Below are 22373 nucleotides of genomic sequence, written 5' to 3'. Positions count from 1 at the left end.
TTTTCAGAAATAAAATTAACCCAACATCACCCCTAGACTAAGTAATACCATTACCATCGCGGTTAAAAACCCTAGTAATGGACCAATAAAGCGTAGCCATGTCGAATAACCAATCCGACCAATAGCCAAGCCTCCCATTACCACTCCCGATGTTGGCGTCACTAAGTTAGGTAGCCCTGATGCCGATTGAAATGCAGTAACAACCAACTCACGACTCACACCAGCAAAATCAGCTAATGGTGCCAGAATTGGCATTGATAATACCGCTAATCCCGAAGATGATGGTACAACTAAACACAATACCGCTTCTATCCAATAAATAGCGTTAATAAATAACACTTGCGGCAAACCCACTAATAAGCCTTCAGCAAAATTTAAAATGGTATGGGTAATATTGCCATCATCCATCACCACCACCAGTCCACGTGCAATCGCAATAATTAAAGCAACTCCAAGTAAATCACGCGCACCATTAATAAAACTGTCAGTAATTTCAACTTCAGATAATTTACCAACGAGTCCCGCAACAATACTAGAGCCAATAAATAATGCTGAAAGCTCAGCCATCCACCAACCTTCAGCTGCAACTCCCCACATCATAATTGCAAACGTAAAACCAAAAATAGCTAACACAATTTTACGAGTAAAGGTTAATTCTGGTGCAGCTTCATCACTACCATGTAAGAAATATGCTTTATTTGCTTCTCGCTGTTCGGCGACTAAAGATAATGATGGATCACGTTTAACTTTATCAGCATAACGCATGACATAAATAACACACGCCAACCAACCAATAATTAGGATAGCTAATCGTAACCCAATACCATCGACAAAGTTTATTTCCGCAGCATTAGATGCAATAACGGTCGCAAAAGGATTAATCGTCGAACCTAAACAACCAATTCCAGCACCAACCATAATAATGGCGACACCAACAACTGAATCATAACCAGCAGCAATCATCACCGGAATAAGTAATGCATAAAATGGGATAGTCTCTTCAGCCATACCATATACTGTGCCTCCCAAAGCAAATAAGCCCATTAAAATAGGGATCATCCACCGCTCTTTACCTTTTAGGCGTACCATTGTTTTAGCAATACCAGCATCGATAGCACCTGTGCGAGTAACTACAGCCAAATAGCCCCCAATAACAAGTACAAATAAAGCAACATCAACGGCGCGTGCCATATAATTAGCTGGATCATAAAAGCCTTGAATTGGCGCCATTAATACATCGAGGAATCCTTGAGGATTAGCGGCAACCGTCTGATAAGACCCCACTAACGGTACCATTTTTCCTAAGGTCTCATTATTGACCATTTGATACTGACCCGCAGGGATCAACCATGTTAAGGCTGCCATTAAAACAGTAAGCAACATTAATATCGTATAAGCTGAAGGAAATTTAAGCGTTTTCATAAAGAGATCCTTGAAAATAGGGGCTCCATCTATCTGCCCCCTTTAGAGACTTATGCTTTTTTTGTATTACGCGACATATGCCATGATGTCGGTAACAGCCATTCCTTCGAGTCCCATTTGCTTCAATGTTCGACCACACTTAAAGTAGTCAGTATCGTTATAGGCATTATCAATATGTAGGCATGCAGTAATGATTGGCGTATCAACCCCTGTTAATTGCGCAAACTCGTAGCATGGCACCAATAAATAGGCAGCATCTTCGGTGATATAACGGTTGCTTGCAGAATTAGGAGCACTGTTTAGTTTACCGTGGGTTTCCGAGGTACGATTAATGTCATAAACGGTTTTACAATCCATGTCATACAAGGCATTCATTGCATCAAGTTCTGTTATTAAATGCAGACCAAGCGCTTGCCCAATAGCCAATCGTTCATTTTCCATTACAGCAGCAGCACGTGCAGTTGATACGGAACAACAATCTTTATAATAATTAAATTGGCCGTCAAAATTCTCTAACAAGCCCATATTCAATGTGGTAAGTAATGGATGACCACCAAAATTAATATTTTCTAATCCAGCAGCAATAACATTATCTAATGCCGTTAAAGGTAATGGCATCAAAGGTTGTAGACGTGTAATAGCAACTTCCGTTCGATGAGCAGGCAAGGCTGCAACAGGAAGATAATTTTTCATACCCAAAATAGCTAATTCCGCTGGGCCCACAATGCGTGTCGCCCATGGAATTGAGATCGCATCGACAAAAGTCAGATCTAAATCGTGATAGCCCTCATCATGCTTAATTTTATTTAATACTAATGAACCATAATTACCAGGCATCAACATAATCAATTGCCCATTTTTTAAATGCGGCAACATTGAACGAAATAACGGCTCTTGAGCAAAAGATGGAACAGGTAAAATCAATATATCGGCATAATCGACCGCTTGTTTCAGGTCGCGAGTGATAGTATCAATGGCTTGAAAACCAGCAAAAGATAACTCAACATCGTTACAAGTAGCTAAGGCTTTGATCCCTCCCTTGTTTTCTATATCTGCTAACGGTTGATCAAATCCTGTCGCACCATATAAACATACATCAGCACCGTGCAATGTCAGATGATATGCTGCTGTCAGCCCTGCGTTACCTGAACCAATAATAGAAACACGCGTTGTCATGGTTATTCCTTAATGTAATGACATAAGATAAAAATCACATTAAGAAAAATCAGGTATAAGAAATAATACTATAACCTCAATATACTATGTCTTTAGGTTATAGCTTCTCCATAAATTAAAATTAAAGTCTTTAAATACAGTTAGATAGTGAAAAATACATCATTAACATCATCATATGCATAATGTGACCTATTGCTATTTAGGGTCATGATAGGCTATGCATCGGACCGACTTTTAAGTAAATATCCATCCTGTCTGCAGTTAACATAAACTGCTCAATAAAACGTTCAGCATGTCGATGAATTGGTCTTAATCCTGGATATAATATCGTAAATTCAAACGGTAAATTAAACGCTAATGGTCGTATAACAACATCTCGTGTTTCATTGGCTAAATACGCTGTAAAAGGATCAGTAATCGCAATGCCGACCCCCTCAGCAACTAAAGCTGCGGCAGTACTTGCCAGTGATACCTCAATTTGTTTATTAATTTTAACTTCATGCCGACGTAATAAATTATCAAGACAGCGCTGAATCATGTCTTTTTCATGCCGAATCACACACTCACTTCCCAAATCAGTCACTGATAGTTGTCGTTTAAGTGCTAATGGCGATGATGCTGGAATTAATACAACACATTGACATGATACTGTTTGGCTGGTTACACCAGCGATATCATTAGTAGTAAACGCAAAACCAATATCAGTAGTTTGCGTTTGAATTTGGCGTACAACATCTTCAGAACGATAGGTTTTTAAGCCAATTTTAGTTTGGCAGTTATGCTGTAAGAAATTAGCTAATATTCGCGGTAAAAATGCATGCGAAAGTACAGGCATTGCAGCAATCGTTAATGATCCTACATGATGAGTTCTAATCGCTTCAGCAGCGCTGTCTAAACCATTAACGGCATCAAACACTTTTGCCACTTCTAAATAAAATGCTTGGCCCTCATCACTTAACACTAACCGGTTACGCTGACGAATAAACAATTTAAATTTTAATTGATCTTCTAAACTTGATAATAAACGACTAACCGCAGGTTGACTGATATTCAATAATTCTGCAGCAGCGGTTACGGTTTGGCATTCAACAACAGCACGAAAAGCATTTAGATACGACAATTTCATAAGCACTAGTATATATATTAATAACGGTGCTCCATCATAAACACTATTGTTAATAAAAACTTTGACGCTTAAAGCAAACTACAACATCAAATAAAACATAATCTTATAATCATAATTTCAAACAAGTAACATACTTAATGATATGTAGTCAGTTTGTATTTGTCGCTATAATAGTGGCTCATCCACCAGCAATAACGGCTCTATAATGGCAAAATCAAAAGCAATTATTCGTATCGACTCATACGGGATTTATTCAACGTGGGACTCTAAAGCAAAAAAATTACCCAAAATCCAACAATTCACTTTAGATGTACCTGCAGAAATCGATATTGAGTTTGGCTTTACGGTTAATATCAAAAAAGCACGAGGCGAAAAAATCCGCTATTGTATTTATCACCCTAATATCACTGACGCTGATGGCGAAATCATGGCGCCTTTTGATGGCGAATTGTATATCCGCAACAACGATTGGGATTTCTACCTCGGCGATACTATCTGGGCACCGATTGACAACAAAATTGGTGATTGGAGAATGACTCTAGAAATAAACAATACAATTATCGCGGAGAAAACCTTTAACGTTTACAGCCATGATGAAAACCAATTCTGGAAACGTCGCGGTTGTTAACTAAGCTGTTTTTAACATCTGCGCTTATTTTTGAGATCTTACCTTACAATCTGGCGTTATAGTTTGAAACAAAGCTGTCACATTAGCCCTTTAATTTAGTCTCTAAACAATTTAATCACTTTAAAGGACGCCACATGACTAAGTCTTTACTCGCGCTTTCATTAATCACAGCCAGCATCACAATGTCAGCGACGGCAATGGCAAGCGAGCACATTGCCGTTTCAGGTTCAACCTCAGTCACAGAAGTAATGGAAGTCTTAGGTGAAACTTACCACCAAAATCACCCTAATGTGTTTATTGATATTAACGGTACAGGATCAAGTGCAGGCATTAAATCTTCAATTGAAGGTGTTAATGATCTCGGTATGGCTTCACGCAACCTGTCTGCAAAAGAAAAAAAATCAGGCCTGGTTGAAACTGAAATCGCACGTGATGGTATTGCTGTGGTTGTTAACCCAACAAACCCAGTCAACAATTTAACGAAACAGCAGATTAAGCAAATATTTGAAGGCGATATTCCTCAGTGGTCAGGCGTGGGTGGAAATAGTGATCCCGTTGTAGTCACAACCCGTGAAAACGGATCTGGTACACGAGGAGCATTTGAAGAATTAATAGGACTAACAACGACAATCAATGGTATGAAAGTCTCAACAATTAGCCAACACGCACAAGTAGCCAGCGGTAATGGTATTGAAAAAACTATCGTCGCCAATAACAAAGACGCCATTGGTTTTGTTTCCCTCGGCTCAATAGATAAAACCCTTAAAGCTGTGGCGATCAATGGTCATAAAGCATCAGTTGCTGATGTAATAAACAACACTTACCCACTATCTCGTCCATTCTTAGTACTTAATCAACCAGGAAAACTTAAACCAGCAGCCAAAGCTTTCTTGGCCTGGATTATGTCGCCAGCAGGGCAAAAAATAATTAAAGACAAAGGCTACATCTCAATGTCCTAAATGAGTTAGCCAGATAAGAACCCACCCCCTTCCTTTCGGCTATAATTGAATGAACCGACACCCAAAGCACTTTCATTGTGGTTTGGGTGTAAACTTATACATATTTTCTTCTGTAATAGCTTGCCGCTTTTTATATTTCCAACCTTATCATTTCTTTAGATTGTACGTTACGTGTTCAAACTCACCGACACTAGCATAAAAAACACAATTCGATTAGACTGCGTTCAATACACACTCGTAAATTATTTTATAGGATATAAATCATGGGGCTATTTAACGCTATCTTGGGCAATGCCGGTGAAATGAGTATTGACGATGCTACCGAAGAGTTAGCAACAATTTTAGGCCAGGGAGAACAAATCGAATTAGCCTATAAATTAATTCGCGATATGATCATTTTAACGGATCGCCGCTTAATTTTAATTGATAAGCAAGGATTAACGGGCCGCAAAGTAGAATATCGCTCTATACCTTATAAATCAATTACGATGTATACCGTGGAAACAACGGGCCACTTTGATCTAGATGCAGAATTAAAGCTGTGGATCTCAGGTCAACACGACCCAATTGCACTTGAATTTAATGGTTCAACCAATGTCTACGCTTTACAAGGCTTACTCGCTGCAAAGATTGCAGGCAAATAACAACAACCCTGCTAAACAACATCAATGTAAAAGGTTCGCCATATAGCGAACCTTTTCTTATTTACAGCTTCAAAAAATCAGTGATTACTGCGTGACAGCAATCAATGCATCAGCAAGGTAATCTATCTGTTGTTCTTGCAAACCGGCGATATTAACTCGGCCATCGCCTACCGCATAAATTGCAAATTCATCACGCAAACGCATAATTTGTTCTGGCGACAACCCTGTCATTGAGAACATACCTTTATGATCCGCAATAAACGAAAATTGATCACACCCTTTAGCAGCTAATGTTTTCACTAACCGCTGACGTAACCCAATAATACGCTGTTGCATCATAGTCAATTCTTGTTTCCATACGGCAGTTAGCGCAGTATCGGTCAAAATATCAGCGACAAGTGCAGCGCCATGATCCGGTGGCATGGTATAACTTGCACGCGCTAAAGTTAGAATGCGACCTTTTGCGTTTTGAGCATTGTTAATCGTATTGCCCACTAACAACGCAGCCCCTGTACGTTCTCGGTATAACCCAAAGTTCTTTGAACATGAGGTTGCGATCACCATTTCTTCAATATTGTCAGCCATAAACTTCAAGCCGGCACCATCTTGCTCAAGGCTATCACCGAAACCAAGATATGCCATATCAACAAACGGCATAAAACCATTTTTATTCGCTAATGCCGTAATCGCTTGCCAATCTTCAATACCAATATCAGCACCCGTTGGGTTATGACAACAACCATGCAGTAATACCACATCATTACTACCTGCTTGCGCTAATGTCGATAACATTGCATCAGTATTTACTCGCTTAGTAACACTGTCAAAGTAAGGATAAAATTTAACTTTAAGTCCAGCGGCTTCCATAACAGGTTTATGGTTAACATAACTTGGATCAGTTAACCACACCGTGGTATTAGCATTAGCTACATGAATAAGATCAGCGAGCATTCGCAATGCACCACTTGCGCCAGGGGTTTGAACACCGACAGTACGACAATGTGCAGAAGTATCAGCAAGTAGCAAATCAATCATGCATTGATTAAATACTTCGCTACCAGCTAAACCGACATAAGATTTAGTTGTCTGAGTTTGTAGTAATCGTTGCTCAGCCTGTGAGATAGCCGTCATGATCGGAGTCTGGCCATGATTATTACGATAAACACCAATCCCGAGATCCATCTTATTATCACGCTGATCAGCATTATAAATTAATGATAATGACAATATTGGATCGGGTTGTGCAGGAGAAAGTTGTGTGAACATTGATTAAATTCCATTTAACAAGCATGAATTCAAATTAGCATTTCAATTTCATGCCGTCATTAGAAATAATCACATCACACATTTAAATTACGATAAGGAATTGATTAAGCTAAGCTTCATAACTTAATCAATTATTGATGACTATTACCAGATCGTTTCATCACCGGGTAAATTAAGTAATGCTTTTAACGATGGTGCTTCTTCAAGTAAGCGATATAAACGCTCGCTATGTTCTTCTAATAATTGGCACGCTAAATTAGCATTGCGTGCTAATACTGCTTTCATCAACGCTTCATGTTCACCGTTGTCATGATACTGTTTTTCTGGTGACAAACGCGCATTCAGTAGAAAATGACGATAGCGTTCTTGTTGATCATAGATATGAGAGATCATTTCTCGAATAAATTCAGATCCATCACAGGCTACCAACGATAAATGAAACTCTTTATGGCGTAATTCCCATTCATCGTAATCAAACAATGTCGATTCAGGGTCTAAACGATTCAGTTTATGGAAAGCGGTTAAAATTTGTAACTCCCAAACCTCATCACCCTTTTTAATCGCATCTTGTAATGCCACATGCCCCAATGCTAACCGAGTTTTTAAAATACCCCGTAGCTCATCTAACGATACATCAGCAACCCAAAATCCTTTCTGTGGTTTCATTGTGACATATTTTTGCCATGATAATTGCACCATCGCCTCCCGCAATGGTGTTCCGCCAACTTGGTAGCGTTCTTTTAACTCACTCAGAATAAGCTTCTGCCCAGCTTCAAATTCACCACATAAGATATCATGCCTAATTTGGCACATTACTCTATCGCTTATGGTTGCAAAGTTGTCTTTATTCATATCAACCATCTAGTTTTGTTACACACAATATAAAACTCGGCGTTATCTAAGACCCAATCACTTATCATTACCGAATATTTTTACGCATACATATTACCAAAATCTTACTACTTACCAGTAATTTCATTATTAATTTAATGCTAATAAAGCAAATAACTATTCATATGACATTAAATCGCTAATATAATAATACCTTAATTTAACATTAAATAAGATAACGTATTATCTACAACAATCAGCTTTTTATACTAACAATGATAATTTATCGCGAAGACCAAAATATAAACCTTTTAAATTAATACCTTAAACGACCACCACTAACAAGATTCAATCTTATTATGCCATTTCAAGATACCATAAACACATATAAACTCACCAAATGTTATTTTTATAATCATAATATTTAGAAATAGTCGCTCTTGTGCTTTTTTATGAGCGATATAGCGATATTTATGCCTAATAAAAAATACAATCATAGACATTAATGCCTAACTTACCTTTTACTACTATGACTTATCGTATTTATTCTATTATTAGCATATTTCTCATTAATATAATTATGTTCAATTGGCACCACCAACACAGTATATTTAGTCTCGCTATCATTCTGTGGTCATTAGTGCCTCTATTTAGCTTACATTATATTATTAAACAATATGAATATTTCCATAACAAAGTACTCATCGTCATCCAATCCTATTCAGCATGGGTATTATTTTTCGCTTGGATTTCTTGTACATTTCTTTCTATTACAATGCCTTACATCATAAGTATCATTAGCGAAACTAATGATCATTATATTTCCCTATATATTTTATCTCCTGCCGTCACCTTATTCATCGCGACCATTACTGCATTTGCCGCAAGTTTAGTCATCGTAATGATCACCCGCTTAGTGCGCTAATCATCCACTTTGAAGTAATATGCAAACTAGTTAATATCAATTCCTCGTAATATACAACTATCACCAAAACGACAATTGCTTAAAAATGCAAATTAAACTATCGGAATTTGACAGCTAAATTCGCTTCACAAAAGTAAAATCGATCATTACTATAAAATCGATTTTTACGGACAGACAGTTTAAATATCGATATTTTGAGATGAATTATAGAGTATCGTTTTTTAAGTCTTTACTGCTTAACTGATAGATTTTGAGGTCTACAATGGCAAGCTCTAATGCTTCACCCGCTAAAATTGGCGTATTTAGTTTCGTCATGATTACCGCTGCGGTTGTTATGAGTGTACGTACACTCCCAATGACAGCGCAGCCAGGAATGATGACGATATTCCTAACGTTAGCTGCAGCAATTTGTTTTATGATTCCAACGGCACTTGTTTCGGCAGAGCTAGCAACAGCTTGGCCTGAAGATGGTGGTATCTTTATCTGGGTTCGTGAGGCATTTGGCGAGCGCATGGGTTTCGTTGCCGTATGGATGCAATGGATTCAAATGGTTTTCGGCATGACATCAATTCTGATGATTGTCGGCGCAATTTTTGCTTATGCTTTTGATCCTGCATTAGCACAAAACAAGATGTACATTCTTGCCGTAATCTTAGTGGTTTATTGGGCATGTACGCTAGGTAATATGCGTGGTGTTAAAACACTAGGTTGGGTATCCACTCTTTGTGTAATCTTGGGTGTGTTCTTACCTTTCTTCGTCCTTGTAGCATGTGCGATCGCTTACCTTGCAGGTGGTCACCCTATTGTTACTGATCTTTCATTTACTACAGCAAACCTTATTCCTGATTTTTCAGATAAAGGTACTTGGGCACTATTCATTGGCTTCGTATTCGTAGTTATGGGTATGGAAGTATCAGCGTCAAACGTATCCCACGTTAAAAATGCTGAGCGTAACTACCCTATTGCTGTATTCCTAGTTGCACTATTTGTGGTTATTGTTTCTGTTGTTGGTTCATTCGCAATCTTCATCGGTATTCCAACTAAACACATTTCAATGACTGCGGGTCTTATCCAAGCATTCCAGACTTACTTCGATATGTGGGGTCTAGGTTGGTTAACACCTATCATGGCTATTTGTATGGCGATCGGTCTTGCAGGTCAGGTGAACTCATGGGTTCTTGGTCCAGTTCGTGGTCTACAAGCAACAGCTAACGCAGGTGCACTACCTAAAGTTCTACAAAAAACCAACAAAGAAGGCGTGCCTGTTAACCTTATTTACCTACAAGCTATCCTAATCTCAATTGTTGGTGTGCTTATCTGTGTAATGCCTAACGTAGATTCATTCTACTTTATGCTACTAGGTCTAACGTCTCTTGTTTACATCGTTGCTTACTTACTAATGTTCTCTGCTGCAATCTACCTACGTTACAAGCGTCCTGATATGAAACGTAGCTTTACAGTTCCTGGTGGCAACATCGGTATGTGGATCTGCTCAGGCTTAGGTATCGCAACATGTCTACTAGCGGGTTACTTTGGCTTCCAAGCTCCGTCAAGCTACGTTGGTACTGCAAGCAGTTACTTCAACTTCCAGTTCTTCGGCTTACTTGTCATGGTGATTATCCCAATTATCGTATACGCATGGGGTAAGCGTTCAAATAAAGCTGAACTAACAAAAGCCGCGGCTAAAGCACATTAATAAATAGCAAAACCTCCTTAACGTTTATCAACGCTATCGCAGGTAATAGAGAGAAAGCCGTTAATACAATTAATGAGCTATTGGTAATGGCTTTCCTCTCTTTATAACAATCGATTTAGCGGTCTCAGACCAAAAATTATTAAATTAACTACTAAAACAATATATTCATTATGACTCACAAACCGTCTTTTGAATTGCGTTTATTGATAAGTAAATAGGTTTTATTATGAGCGACAAAATGAACGTAGATGCCCTATTCTTAGGTCCAAAATCAGAAAACCAAGTATTCTTTAAAGAAATGATGGATTACGCAATCAGTGAACATATGCACTGGCGCTCTGACTTCCACCCGGAAGATGCACCATTGATGACTCCTGTTACACAACATCAGCCTGATTTCCGCGATACGCTTTACCGTACTGAAGGCATTCTACAAGATCTATCTGCACGTCTTAAAACAAAGTCAGTGCCTTGGTTCTCACCTCGTTACCTTGGCCATATGAATGCCGATACATTAATGGTATCAAACCTTGCATACGTGATGACCATGCTTTACAACCCAAATAACTGTGCACATGAGGCTTCTCCTGTGACTACAGAACTTGAGTTGGCTGCAGGTCATGACCTATGCCGCATGTTTGGCTACGATGTAAACAAATCATGGGCACATATCACTTCAGGCGGTACAGTTGCTAACTATGAAGGTGTTTGGGTTGCACGTAACCTTAAAACAATGCCACTCGCGATTGCAGCTTGTGAGAAATCAAAAGATCTTGTTGAAGGTATGACTGAGCACCAGTTACTGAATATGAAATCTAAAGATATTCTTGATTTAACTGATGAATTGAAAAAACGCGGTATTTTTGAAGAAGTTCGTGCATTAACAGCACGTGGCGTCGGGGTTGATGCGGGTAAATTAGGTAAATTCCTTGTTCCTCGTTCTAAGCACTACTCATGGATGAAAGCAATGGACGTACTTGGCTTAGGTCAAGAACACATTATTCCACTAGAAGTTGATGGTAACTACCGTACTGACGTTGAAAAAATGCGTGAAGTAACCTTCAAACTAATGGAAGAAGGTACTCCGATCCTAGGAATGGTATCGGTAGTAGGTACAACAGAAGAAGGCTCTATTGACCCTGTTCATGAAGTAATGAAACTTCGCCAAGAATGTGAAGAGAAATACGGCTCATCTTTCTACGTACATGTCGATGCTGCTTACGGTGGTTACGTTCGTTCTATGTTCCTTAATGATGACAACCAATTCATGGAATATGATGCATTAATTGAACGTTATCGTAACGATGAGATCATTCCAGAAGGTGTGGTATGGCCAAAACGTGACGTTTACGATGCATTTGCTGCTATGTCTGAAGCAGATTCTATTACTGTCGATCCACATAAAGTTGGTTTCATTCAGTACGCAGCTGGTGCTGTTGCAATGAAAGATAAGCGTATTGTTGACTTAATCTCTTACCACGCAGCTTATGTATTTGAAGAAGCTGACGATGATAACGATGAAGATAAGCAAGTAGTACTAGGCTCTTCTATCATGGAAGGCTCAAAAGCAGGTGCTACAGCTGCAGCTGTTTGGGCTGCACACCGTCTTGTTCCGTTAAATGTAAGTGGCTATGGTCATGTTATTGGCCGTGGTATTGTAACTGCTGATTGGTTCGCTAAGAAACTAGCAACAGCAGAACCATTTGTTGTCGATGGGCGTCGTTTTGAGGTTCGTCCTCTTATGCACCCAGACTTCCATATGGTTGATTTTACCTTCAAAGAAATCGGTAACGATAGCTTAGAAGCGCACAACAAACTAAACCAACGCATTTACGAACTATGTTCTTACGCGACTGGCCGTACTTACACTAAAGACTTCCTAACCTCTTCTACTTCTCTATCAGAAGAAGAATATGGTCAAACACCACGTCTTTACGCAGAAAGCCGTGGCTTTAGTGAAAACGAGTGGAATACAGTTGGTTCTGTTTATATTCTTCGTTCAGCGGTTATGACTCACTTCCTACGTGATGAAATTCGTTTTAATAATTACTGGAATAACCTTCGTGATGTATTCACAAGCCTTCTAAGTGAAATTATTGATGAAGAAAATAAACAAAAATTAGCACATACAGCTGCTTAATAAGGAATACAGCGCCAGTCTTTATGACTGGCGTTTTTTTATAATAATGAAACCAATTTATATATTTATTAATTATCGTCGATTATTTATTATCGACAGTTAAGTTTTTATTACCTAATACCTTGGTAACTATTAGGTACTATCTGCAGGACAATCGTCATGAATGTAAAGTCTATTGGCGCGACACTACTTATTTCAGGTACTATGCTAGGTGCTGGAATGCTTGCTTTACCCTTAATTTCTGCGGGGTTAGGAATTTATAACACCATTCTTCTATTGACCGTTTTATGGGGGGTAATGACCTATACCGGATTAATGTTATTAGAAGTTTGTCTTAATTATCCTGAAGGTACTGGCCTTGAAGCTATTGCCTATGACTTATTTGGTAAACCCGGTAAATGGGTTATTAATATATCACTCCTATTATTACTCTATGCATTATCTTGTGCTTATATAGCAGGTGCTTCTTCTATATATAAAAGTGATTTTACTGATTATTTTCATATATCGTTATCATCTCATACCATTGCAATTATATTCACTGTAATTATTGCAACCATTGTATTTATTAGCACCAAAGCGGTTGATATTGCTAACCGCGTATTATTTACTAGTAACATTGTTATTTTCTTTATTCTGGTTATCACGATAATCCCTTATCTTCATGGTCATTTTTTAGTCAACAACCACGACTCAGCCAAATATGCTTTTGCGGCGATCCCTGTGTTTATTACTGCGTTCGGATTTCATGGCAGTGTACCAAGTATGGTGAAATATATTGGCCGTGATAAACCGAAAACATTGCGCAATATTTTTGTTGCTGGTGGTTTAATTCCTCTCATTGTTTATATTATTTGGGAGATTAGCATGTTGGGCTCGTTACCTCGATTTGGTAACCATAGTTTTCAATATGTTGCACAACACGGCTCTAGTGTTGGCGTTATGCTTCAACAAATGCAGATATTTATTCAAAATAACAACATTATTTACCTAATTGGTGCTTTCTCGTCCATCGCCATGTTCACTTCCTATCTATGTGTTTCATTAGGGTTATTTGATTCATTGGCAAGTACCTTCAAACGTGGTAATAATACAACAGATAGATTAATGACTGCTGTACTATGCTACTTGCCACCTTTGGTTTTCACTCTAGTGTATCCTAATGGCTTTGTTCCTGCTTTAGGTGCAGCAGCAATTTTCTTAACAATCCTAGCAATTCTATTTCCTGTGCTTGCCCTTAGAAAACTTCGTGGTAAACAACATCAAATTGAATATAATGTAGCGACAAATAATATAGCGTTATTTGTTGTAGGATTTATTGGTCTACAAGTCATAATAAACCAGATACTGACATTGAATAATGCCGTACCTATTTTTAATTAAACGTAAATAAAATGATTATTGGAGAACACATGAATCATTTGAATTTAATTCAGGAGCTTAAAGATCGCGGTCTGATCGCTCAAATTACGGATGAAGAAGCTTTAAGCGAACGTTTAGCAAAAGGTCCGATTACATTATATTGCGGCTTTGATCCAACGGCAGATAGTTTGCACCTAGGTCATCTGGTACCTCTACTTTGCCTTAAGCGCTTCCAAGAAGCGGGTCATAATCCAGTAGCCTTGGTTGGCGGCGCTACCGGTATGATTGGAGATCCAAGCTTCAAAGCGACTGAGCGTTCACTTAACACTTTAGATATTGTTGCAGACTGGGTTACTAAAATCCAACGTCAAGTTTCTCCTTTCCTTGATTTTGACAATGCAACTAACCCTGCTCGCATGGTAAACAACCATGACTGGTTCGGTAATATGGATGTACTAACATTCTTACGTGATATTGGTAAACACTTCTCTGTTAACCAAATGATCAGCAAAGAATCTGTTAAGCAACGTATTAACCGTGACGAAGTAGGTATCTCTTTTACTGAGTTCGCTTACAGCTTGCTACAGTCTTATGACTTTGCAAGCATGAACAAAGACATGGGGATGGAACTACAAATTGGTGGTTCTGACCAATGGGGTAACATCACAGCAGGTATCGACCTAACTCGTCGTATGAACCAACAGCAAGTATTCGGTATGACTGTACCGCTAATTACTAAGTCTGATGGTACTAAGTTTGGTAAAACTGAAGGCGGTGCAGTTTGGTTAGATCCAAGCAAAACTAGCCCATACAAGTTCTACCAATTCTGGATGAACACAGCTGATGCTGACGTATACCGTTTCTTACGTTTCTTTACTTTCCTTTCTGAAGAAGAAATTCAACAGATCGAAGAAGATGATCGTAACAGTGGTAAAGCACCTCAAGCACAGCGTATTCTTGCAGAAAAAGCGACAGCATTAGTACACGGTCAAGCACAATTAGAAGCAGCACAGAACATTACTCGCTGCCTATTTGAAAATGATCTTGAACACTTATCAGAGTCTGATTTTGCTCAACTAGCACAAGATGGTATGCCAACGGCGCAAGCATCTAGTGAAGACGATCTTCAACAAGTGCTTGTTAATGCTGAACTTGCAACATCTCGTAGCCAAGCGAAAACTCATATCGAGTCAAACGCTATCATGGTTAATGGCGAGAAAGTAAGTGACGCTTACTACAAGTTCCAAGATGCTGATAAACTGTTTGGTCGTTACACTCTTATCCGTCGCGGTAAGAAAAACTACAGCCTTATCGTTTGGGGTTAATCCTTAATGGATAACTGCTATCTAGCTTATAGGTAACAACAAAAACCACCGTTACTATAATAACGGTGGTTTTTTATTATCTAAACCACGGCTCGAATAATTCCACGCATACTCAATGAGTCGCTATACCACTCAATCACCGCCGCAATAAAATAAGACTCACACATCATAATTTGACATTTTTATTAATAAATCATCAATTAATTTGATTTAGCCCCAAGTCGCATCCAGCAGTTTACGTTTACAGTCATGATCCCCAATGACAACTTGAAGCTAAATTATGTCGACAATTAATCAGCAACGCCTTATTAACCATTTCATTGAACTGATCAAAATCAATAGCGAATCGCGTAATGAAAAAGCCATTGCCGAAACGCTTGCTGAGCAATTAGGTGAGTTAGGCTTCAGTGTCCATCGCCTACCCGTACCAGAAGCTATTTCTAACGGCTTTAATATCTACGCTCGCTTAGATGGCAATATCAATGACACAATTGCGATTAGTTGCCACATGGATACAGTGAATCCAGGTAATGATATTGAGCCGATTATTGAAGATGGGATTATTCGTTCTAAAGGTAATACCATTCTGGGAGGCGATGATAAATCTGGCATTGCTGCCATTATGGAGGCAGTACGCTGTATTCAAGCGGATAATCGAGAACATAAGACCATTGAATTAGCTTTCACTGTTCACGAAGAAGGTGGTTTACAAGGCTCTAAAGTATTTGATATGAGCTACATCACCGCTAATAAGGCAATAGTATTAGATTCAGGTGGCGCAATTGGAGCGATTGTGACAACTGCGCCTGGACAACAGAGTTTAAAAGTGACTATCACAGGTAAACCAGCCCACGCAGGCTTAGCGCCAGAAGAAGGTATTAATGCGCTGACGGTTGCTGCTGATGCCATTAGTAACATGCGTTTATCACGTATTGACGAAGAAACCACAGCTAATATTGGGGTTGTTCAAGGTGGTCAAGTGACCAACATCGTCATGCCTTCGCTTTATCTTGCAGCGGAAGCTCGCTCTTTAAATAATACTAAACTTGAGCAACAAGCAGCTCATATGATTGAGGTCTTTGAACAAGCAGCGGCTAAACACGGTGCTAGCGTCAATATTGAATCTACTCGCTCTTATAATGCTTATCACATTGATGATAATGATCCGCACGTACAAAGTATTATGGCTGCGTTTACCGCAAATGGCTTAACACCATTCACCAAATCGACTGGTGGTGGCAGTGATGCGAATGTATTTAATGGTAACGGTTTGAAAACTGTCAACCTATCGACTGGTATGAGTAAAGTTCATACAACTGAAGAATTTATTACCGTTGATGATATGACTAAAATAACCGAGTTCATGTATACATTCTTATGCAATAGTAACTAAAAAAACAGCAAAAATAACACGATTCAACAAAACAACCACAATGTCTTACTTGTTATTATCCATTGTAAAAATAAGTAAGACGTTGCATTGAAAAATATACCTATCAAACTAAATAACTAGTTAATATTATTAACAATTAATTTAACTATGTTATAGAAACAAGCCTCTACCAGAACATAACTAAATAGAATATACTCTAGCTGTTCATATCATAATGATCATTATTGAACGCAAGATACTACGACTAACATCTGTATCTAATTATAATAATACTATCTCAGATATAGAGCGCAATGCTCAAAAAAGAAGATTTTACGATGGATATTCAACATCTTACACCCAGAGAAAAAGATCTATTTATTAAAACACTCGCAGAGTGTTATCGACGCTTAACTGCCGCAAAAATCGAAGCAAAAGAACTCACAAAAGAAGGGTTCCAGTTAATGTTTCGTTCTGTCTATAAAGATTTTAATAATATAACTTAAGTTTTATAAATTATTCACACTTAAGCACTGAGGCGTGCAATTATACGCCTCAATAAAGAATCTTATTCACTACAGTTGCAACTCATTACTGTCCCTTATTTACCGCTATACCTTATTTACCGTGATACCCTATTTACCGCGATAATAATGTTGAGCAACAAACGGCATTTGCGTTACTGTCATTGGTAATCGCTTTCCACGTACTTCTGCAAATAATACTGTATCCACATTACTGCTAGTCAACGCAACATATGCCATTGCTACAGGGATACCAATTGAGGGACCAAAACTACCGCTGGTTACAACCCCAACTTGATTATCATCAGCATCAAATAACAGGCTCCCTTCACGAACTGGCGCTTTTGTTTGACCAATCAATCCGACTCGCTTACGACTTACCGCTTTAGTTGCCATCTGCGTTAAAATTACATCAGCCCCGATAAAGCCACCAGCACGCTCACCACCACTACGACGAACTTTACTTATTCCCCATAACAAACTTGCTTCAATAGGTGTCGTGGTCTGGTCGAGATCATGGCCATATAAACATAACCCACACTCTAAACGCAGTGAATCACGTGCACCTAATCCTATCCATTCAACATTTTCATCTGCAAGTAAAGCTGTTGCTAGTGCTTCTGCATGTGTATTTAGCACTGAAATCTCAAATCCATCTTCACCAGTATAACCTGAACGACTGACATAGCATTCTTGGCCTAACAGCTCGATACGAACGGCATCCATAAATACCATCTCACGCACTTGAGGATTTAATTGCGCTAACACCTCAACCGCTTTAGGGCCTTGCAGTGCTAATAGTGCCCTATCCTCTATCACTGTCAATTCAACACCTGTTTGCAAATGTGACTGTAAGTGATCAATATCTTGCTTTTTACACGCTGCATTAACCACAACGAACAGATGATCATCAAAATTCGTCACCATTAAATCGTCTTCAATTCCACCATCTTTATTAGTGAAAAAAGCATAACGCTGCTTACCTTGTGGCAAATCTATAATATCAACAGGAACTAACATTTCGAGCATTTTCGCCGCATTTTCGCCGCTTAGACGCAACTGTCCCATATGAGAAACATCAAATAACCCCGCAGCATTACGGCAATGAAGATGCTCTTTTTTAACCCCCAAAGCATACTGTACAGGCATTTCATAACCAGCAAAGGGAACCATTTTAGCACCCATCTTGACATGTAGAGCATAGAGCGGGGTATGTAATAAATGTTGAGACATGATGATTTACTCCAATAACAGCAGATATTCTCCAGCGATTGTTTCACCCTACCAAAAGCACAACATGAACGGAAAAGCCAATCGTTGATATCTTGATCAGATCCGCAATATTGTTAAATAGCTATGACAACAAGCAAACGATTACGTAGAATTTAAATCAACAAATTAACATCCCTACTTAAAAAATAAATAATAACAATATTAATCAACATGATTACCTACATAATCTACCCCTAGGAGTACAGCCATGGAAACGACACTAAAATTTACAGCTAGCCATGAATGGGTACGTGATAACGGTGATGGCACTATCACCATGGGCATTTCAGATCATGCACAAAAATTGTTAGGTGATGTCGTTTTTGTTGATCTGCCTGATATTGGTGATGCAGCCGATGCGGGAAAAACGTTTTCATTGGTGGAATCAGTTAAAGCAGCCTCTGATATTTACGCGCCAGTGAGTGGACAAATTCTTGAAACCAATAGTTCATTAGATGATAGCCCTGAACTTATTAATGAAGACCCTTATAACGGCGGTTGGATCGCTAAAATAAAATTAGACGATATGTCACAGCTTTCAGAACTAATAGATAGTGACACTTACCTTGCTTCTATCGCTGAAGAATAATGCCACGCCAAGGAAAGAAAAATGACATCGACTACATTACTCAGCATTCTTAGTGATGATACTTGTTTTGCTCAACGCCATAATGGTCCAAGCCTATCGCAGCAACAACAGATGTTAGCGACAATTGGTGTATCAAGCATTGAGCAACTTATCCAACAAACTCTACCAGCAGCGATAGCATTGCCAGAGCCAATGGCATTGCCTGTGTCACAAAGTGAAGCGAACATGCTCGCATCACTGAAGCAAATTGCATCGAAGAACATTATCAATAAAAGCTATATTGGTCAGGGATATTATAATACTTATACCCCAAGTGTAATTTTACGTAATATTTTAGAAAATCCGGGTTGGTATACCGCCTATACTCCTTATCAACCTGAAATATCACAAGGGCGTTTAGAGTCATTGCTTAATTTTCAGCAGTTGATCATGGATATGACGGGCATGGATCTCGCTAATGCCTCTTTATTAGATGAAGCGACAGCTGCGGCAGAAGCGATGACATTATGTCTACGTGCAGGTAAAAATAAAAGCATGCAGTTCTTTATTGCAGCAAATGTTCACCCGCAAACCATTGATGTAGTTAAAACTCGAGCTCAATTTATCGAGGTGGATATCATCATTGATGATCCTGATAAGCTCGAGCAATACGATGTATTTGGCGCCTTATTGCAATACCCTGCAACTAACGGTCATATTGAAGATTTAACCGATATTATTGCCTCTGCACACAATAAAAAAACCTTAGTCACGGTTGCGAGTGATCTATTAGCATTAACCCTATTAACCCCACCGGGTGAAATGGGCGCGGATGTCGTGATTGGCAGCGCTCAACGTTTTGGCGTACCGATGGGCTTTGGTGGTCCTCACGCTGGGTTCATGGCAACTAAAGATCAATACAAACGCACCATGCCAGGAAGAGTAATCGGGGTATCAAAAGATGCCAAAGGCAATAGCGCCCTACGAATGGCAATGCAAACCCGTGAGCAGCATATTCGCCGAGAAAAAGCGACCTCGAACATCTGTACCGCCCAAGCATTACTTGCCAATATGGCCGCTTTTTATGCGTTATATCATGGCGCTGAGGGACTAAAAAAAATAGCTCGCCGCGTTCATCATTTTACCGCCATATTAGCTGCAAGTTTACAAGATAACGGCTTTATTATTGAAAATAGTCACTTCTTTGACACTTTAACCTTAGTCACGGCAGAGCAAACAGAACCACTTTATCAACAAGCATTAGACGCTGGTATCAACTTCCGCAAATACCCCAATAAGCTCGGTATTAGCTTAGATGAAACGACCTCAATTGATGATATTCGTACTCTGTTTCATTTACTCACCAATCAAGCGCTCGACCTTAGCTATTACACCGACACTATTGCCAATGATGAATTTGCCGCTATTCCTGAGCATTGCCGTCGCCAGAGTGATTTCCTCACGCATCCCGTATTTAACCGCTACCATAGCGAAACCAAAATGATGCGTTATATGAAGCAACTCGAAAACAAAGACTATTCACTTACTCATGGCATGATCCCTCTTGGCAGTTGCACCATGAAACTCAACGCTGCCACTGAAATAATTCCGGTTACTTGGCCAGAATTTGGCCAGTTACATCCATTTGCACCCTCGGCACAAACACTGGGTTATCAAGAATTAGCCCAAAAACTGTCAGCAATGTTATGCACGATTACAGGTTATGATGCTGTCTCACTACAACCTAACTCTGGCGCACAAGGTGAATATGCAGGACTTATTGCCATTCAACGTTACCATCAAGCTAATGGCAATAGTCACCGTAATGTCTGCTTAATACCAAGCTCTGCTCATGGTACTAATCCCGCTTCTGCAGCAATGGTTTCAATGCAAGTGGTTGTGGTGGCATGTGATGAGCAAGGCAATATTGACCTCAATGATTTACAAGTAAAAATTGATCAACATCGTGACAATTTATCCTGCATCATGATCACTTATCCTTCGACGCATGGTGTTTATGAAGAAGGTATCCAACAAGTTTGTGAACGAGTACATGCCGCTGGCGGTCAAGTTTACCTTGATGGCGCTAACATGAATGCACAAGTTGGGTTAACTAGCCCTGGTTTTATTGGCTCTGATGTTTCACATCTAAACCTCCATAAAACGTTCTGTATTCCACATGGTGGCGGTGGTCCCGGTGTCGGACCTATTGGTGTCAAATCACATTTGAGCCCTTTCTTACCCGGTCATGTTGATTCACAACAGCCTCAAACTAACCAATACGCTGTATCAGCAGCAGCCTTAGGATCAGCCTCCATTTTGCCAATCTCATATGGCTATATTGCTATGATGGGTGAAACTGGGCTTAAACAAGCCACTGAGCTAGCGATTTTAAATGCTAACTATGTGATGGAGCGCTTACGACCTCATTACCCTATTTTATATCGTGGCAAACAAGGCCGAGTGGCACACGAATGTATTATCGATATTCGCCCAATTAAAGCAGCATCTGGTATATCAGAAGAAGATATCGCGAAACGATTAATGGACTATGGTTTCCATGCGCCGACCATGTCATTTCCAGTCGCTGGTACCTTAATGATTGAGCCTACAGAGTCAGAAGATTTAACCGAATTAGATCGTTTCTGTGAGGCAATGATTGCTATTCGTGAAGAAATTAATCAAGTACAAACTGGTGAGTGGCCTTTAGATGATAATCCATTGGTAAATGCCCCCCACACTCAAGTTGATCTACGAACTGCAGAATGGATGCATTGTTATAGTCGGGATATTGCTTGCTTCCCATCAATACACACCCAAAATAACAAATATTGGCCAAGTGTTAATCGGGTTGATAACGTATTTGGTGATCGCAACTTAATATGTTCTTGCCCTAGCATTGAAACTTATATCGATGAGTAAAAAATTGTGTTGGAACAATAAAACTTGCACATTGACCTACAATTAAACCATCTCTATGATGGCGTTAATTGTTCTAGATATAGATAATTAAGCTCGCTGTCTGATTTACAGCGAGCTATCAAACAAGAATATGACTGTATAAGCACAATCATAAATGGATTGATTCTATCTCCTCCTCAAAGAAACAACGATCATTCTACTCTCTTGTCATATAC

General features: G+C 39.2%; 18 protein-coding genes. 12 read left to right on the top strand and 6 right to left on the bottom strand.

The genetic code is table 11. The features are described 5' to 3' along the window. Positions 1 to 15 precede the first annotated feature (15 nt). From PPBDW_RS21315 to PPBDW_RS21305, 3 genes are all read right to left on the bottom strand, one after another. Positions 16 to 1422: a YfcC family protein gene (locus PPBDW_RS21315; RefSeq protein ID WP_036792525.1), complete on the bottom strand. Its 1407-nt coding sequence runs from the start codon at positions 1420 to 1422 to the stop codon at positions 16 to 18. A 66-nt stretch (positions 1423 to 1488) separates the two neighbouring features. Continuing rightward, positions 1489 to 2598 (bottom strand): NAD/NADP-dependent octopine/nopaline dehydrogenase family protein, encoded by a 1110-nt coding sequence (locus tag PPBDW_RS21310; protein WP_036792528.1) that lies wholly within the window; start codon positions 2596 to 2598, stop codon positions 1489 to 1491. Positions 2599 to 2803: 205 nt separating this feature from the next. Continuing rightward, complete coding sequence (locus PPBDW_RS21305) at positions 2804 to 3724, bottom strand: LysR family transcriptional regulator (protein WP_036792531.1); 921 nt, start codon at positions 3722 to 3724, stop codon at positions 2804 to 2806. Between the two features lie 205 nt (positions 3725 to 3929). Here PPBDW_RS21305 and PPBDW_RS21300 point away from each other — a divergent pair, with 205 nt between their 5' ends. The 3 genes from PPBDW_RS21300 (at position 3930) to PPBDW_RS21290 (ending at position 5955) form a co-directional block, all read left to right on the top strand. Continuing rightward, positions 3930 to 4352 (top strand): DUF3859 domain-containing protein, encoded by a 423-nt coding sequence (locus tag PPBDW_RS21300; protein ID WP_036792533.1) that lies wholly within the window; start codon positions 3930 to 3932, stop codon positions 4350 to 4352. A gap of 134 nt (positions 4353 to 4486) precedes the next feature. Next, positions 4487 to 5311: a phosphate ABC transporter substrate-binding protein gene (locus tag PPBDW_RS21295; protein ID WP_036792536.1), complete on the top strand. Its 825-nt coding sequence runs from the start codon at positions 4487 to 4489 to the stop codon at positions 5309 to 5311. Positions 5312 to 5574: 263 nt separating this feature from the next. Beyond that, complete coding sequence (locus tag PPBDW_RS21290) at positions 5575 to 5955, top strand: PH domain-containing protein (RefSeq protein ID WP_036792538.1); 381 nt, start codon at positions 5575 to 5577, stop codon at positions 5953 to 5955. Between the two features lie 84 nt (positions 5956 to 6039). On the opposite strand, the gene PPBDW_RS21285 is transcribed toward PPBDW_RS21290, so the two are convergent. Together PPBDW_RS21285 and PPBDW_RS21280 are read right to left on the bottom strand one after the other, a co-directional pair. Next, the gene (locus PPBDW_RS21285) at positions 6040 to 7221 is read right to left on the bottom strand and encodes an amino acid aminotransferase (protein WP_036792540.1); all 1182 of its coding nucleotides are present in this window, start codon (positions 7219 to 7221) and stop codon (positions 6040 to 6042) included. Between the two features lie 144 nt (positions 7222 to 7365). After that, on the bottom strand, positions 7366 to 8073 hold the full coding sequence (locus tag PPBDW_RS21280; RefSeq protein WP_330144403.1) for a GntR family transcriptional regulator: 708 nt from the start codon (positions 8071 to 8073) through the stop codon (positions 7366 to 7368). Positions 8074 to 8632: 559 nt separating this feature from the next. Here PPBDW_RS21280 and PPBDW_RS21275 point away from each other — a divergent pair. The 7 genes from PPBDW_RS21275 to PPBDW_RS21245 all read left to right on the top strand — a co-directional run bounded on the left by PPBDW_RS21275 (position 8633) and on the right by PPBDW_RS21245 (position 17378). Continuing rightward, positions 8633 to 8977, top strand: coding sequence for a hypothetical protein (locus tag PPBDW_RS21275; protein WP_156312918.1), 345 nt, complete (start codon positions 8633 to 8635; stop codon positions 8975 to 8977). Between the two features lie 262 nt (positions 8978 to 9239). Further along, on the top strand, positions 9240 to 10673 hold the full coding sequence (locus PPBDW_RS21270) for an APC family permease (protein WP_036792546.1): 1434 nt from the start codon (positions 9240 to 9242) through the stop codon (positions 10671 to 10673). A 226-nt stretch (positions 10674 to 10899) separates the two neighbouring features. Further along, the gene (locus PPBDW_RS21265; protein ID WP_036792548.1) at positions 10900 to 12813 is read left to right on the top strand and encodes a pyridoxal phosphate-dependent decarboxylase family protein; all 1914 of its coding nucleotides are present in this window, start codon (positions 10900 to 10902) and stop codon (positions 12811 to 12813) included. 159 nt (positions 12814 to 12972) lie between these two features. Continuing rightward, positions 12973 to 14196 carry an amino acid permease gene (locus PPBDW_RS21260; RefSeq protein WP_036792551.1) on the top strand — a complete coding sequence of 408 codons (1224 nt, stop codon included), beginning with the start codon at positions 12973 to 12975 and terminating at the stop codon, positions 14194 to 14196. 29 nt (positions 14197 to 14225) lie between these two features. Next, a complete protein-coding gene (gene tyrS, locus PPBDW_RS21255) occupies positions 14226 to 15500 on the top strand; it encodes a tyrosine--tRNA ligase (protein ID WP_036792553.1) in 1275 nt (424 codons plus the stop codon). Positions 15501 to 15780: 280 nt separating this feature from the next. Beyond that, complete coding sequence (locus tag PPBDW_RS21250; protein ID WP_036792556.1) at positions 15781 to 16893, top strand: M20/M25/M40 family metallo-hydrolase; 1113 nt, start codon at positions 15781 to 15783, stop codon at positions 16891 to 16893. Positions 16894 to 17186: 293 nt separating this feature from the next. Next, positions 17187 to 17378, top strand: coding sequence for a hypothetical protein (locus PPBDW_RS21245; RefSeq protein ID WP_036792558.1), 192 nt, complete (start codon positions 17187 to 17189; stop codon positions 17376 to 17378). 129 nt (positions 17379 to 17507) lie between these two features. On the opposite strand, the gene gcvT is transcribed toward PPBDW_RS21245, so the two are convergent. Continuing rightward, complete coding sequence (gene gcvT / locus PPBDW_RS21240) at positions 17508 to 18629, bottom strand: glycine cleavage system aminomethyltransferase GcvT (protein WP_036792561.1); 1122 nt, start codon at positions 18627 to 18629, stop codon at positions 17508 to 17510. A gap of 247 nt (positions 18630 to 18876) precedes the next feature. Here gcvT and gcvH point away from each other — a divergent pair, with 247 nt between their 5' ends. Both gcvH and gcvP read left to right on the top strand, forming a co-directional pair. Beyond that, on the top strand, positions 18877 to 19257 hold the full coding sequence (gene gcvH / locus PPBDW_RS21235; protein ID WP_036792564.1) for a glycine cleavage system protein GcvH: 381 nt from the start codon (positions 18877 to 18879) through the stop codon (positions 19255 to 19257). Positions 19258 to 19278: 21 nt separating this feature from the next. After that, positions 19279 to 22158, top strand: coding sequence for an aminomethyl-transferring glycine dehydrogenase (gene gcvP / locus PPBDW_RS21230; RefSeq protein WP_036792567.1), 2880 nt, complete (start codon positions 19279 to 19281; stop codon positions 22156 to 22158). Positions 22159 to 22373 lie beyond the last annotated feature (215 nt).

Source organism: Photobacterium kishitanii, assembly GCF_000613045.3.
Classification (GTDB): Bacteria; Pseudomonadota; Gammaproteobacteria; order Enterobacterales; family Vibrionaceae; genus Photobacterium; species Photobacterium kishitanii.
The sequence above is the reverse complement of the archived record's forward strand: the minus strand, read 5'-3'. Positions and strand labels throughout refer to the sequence as shown.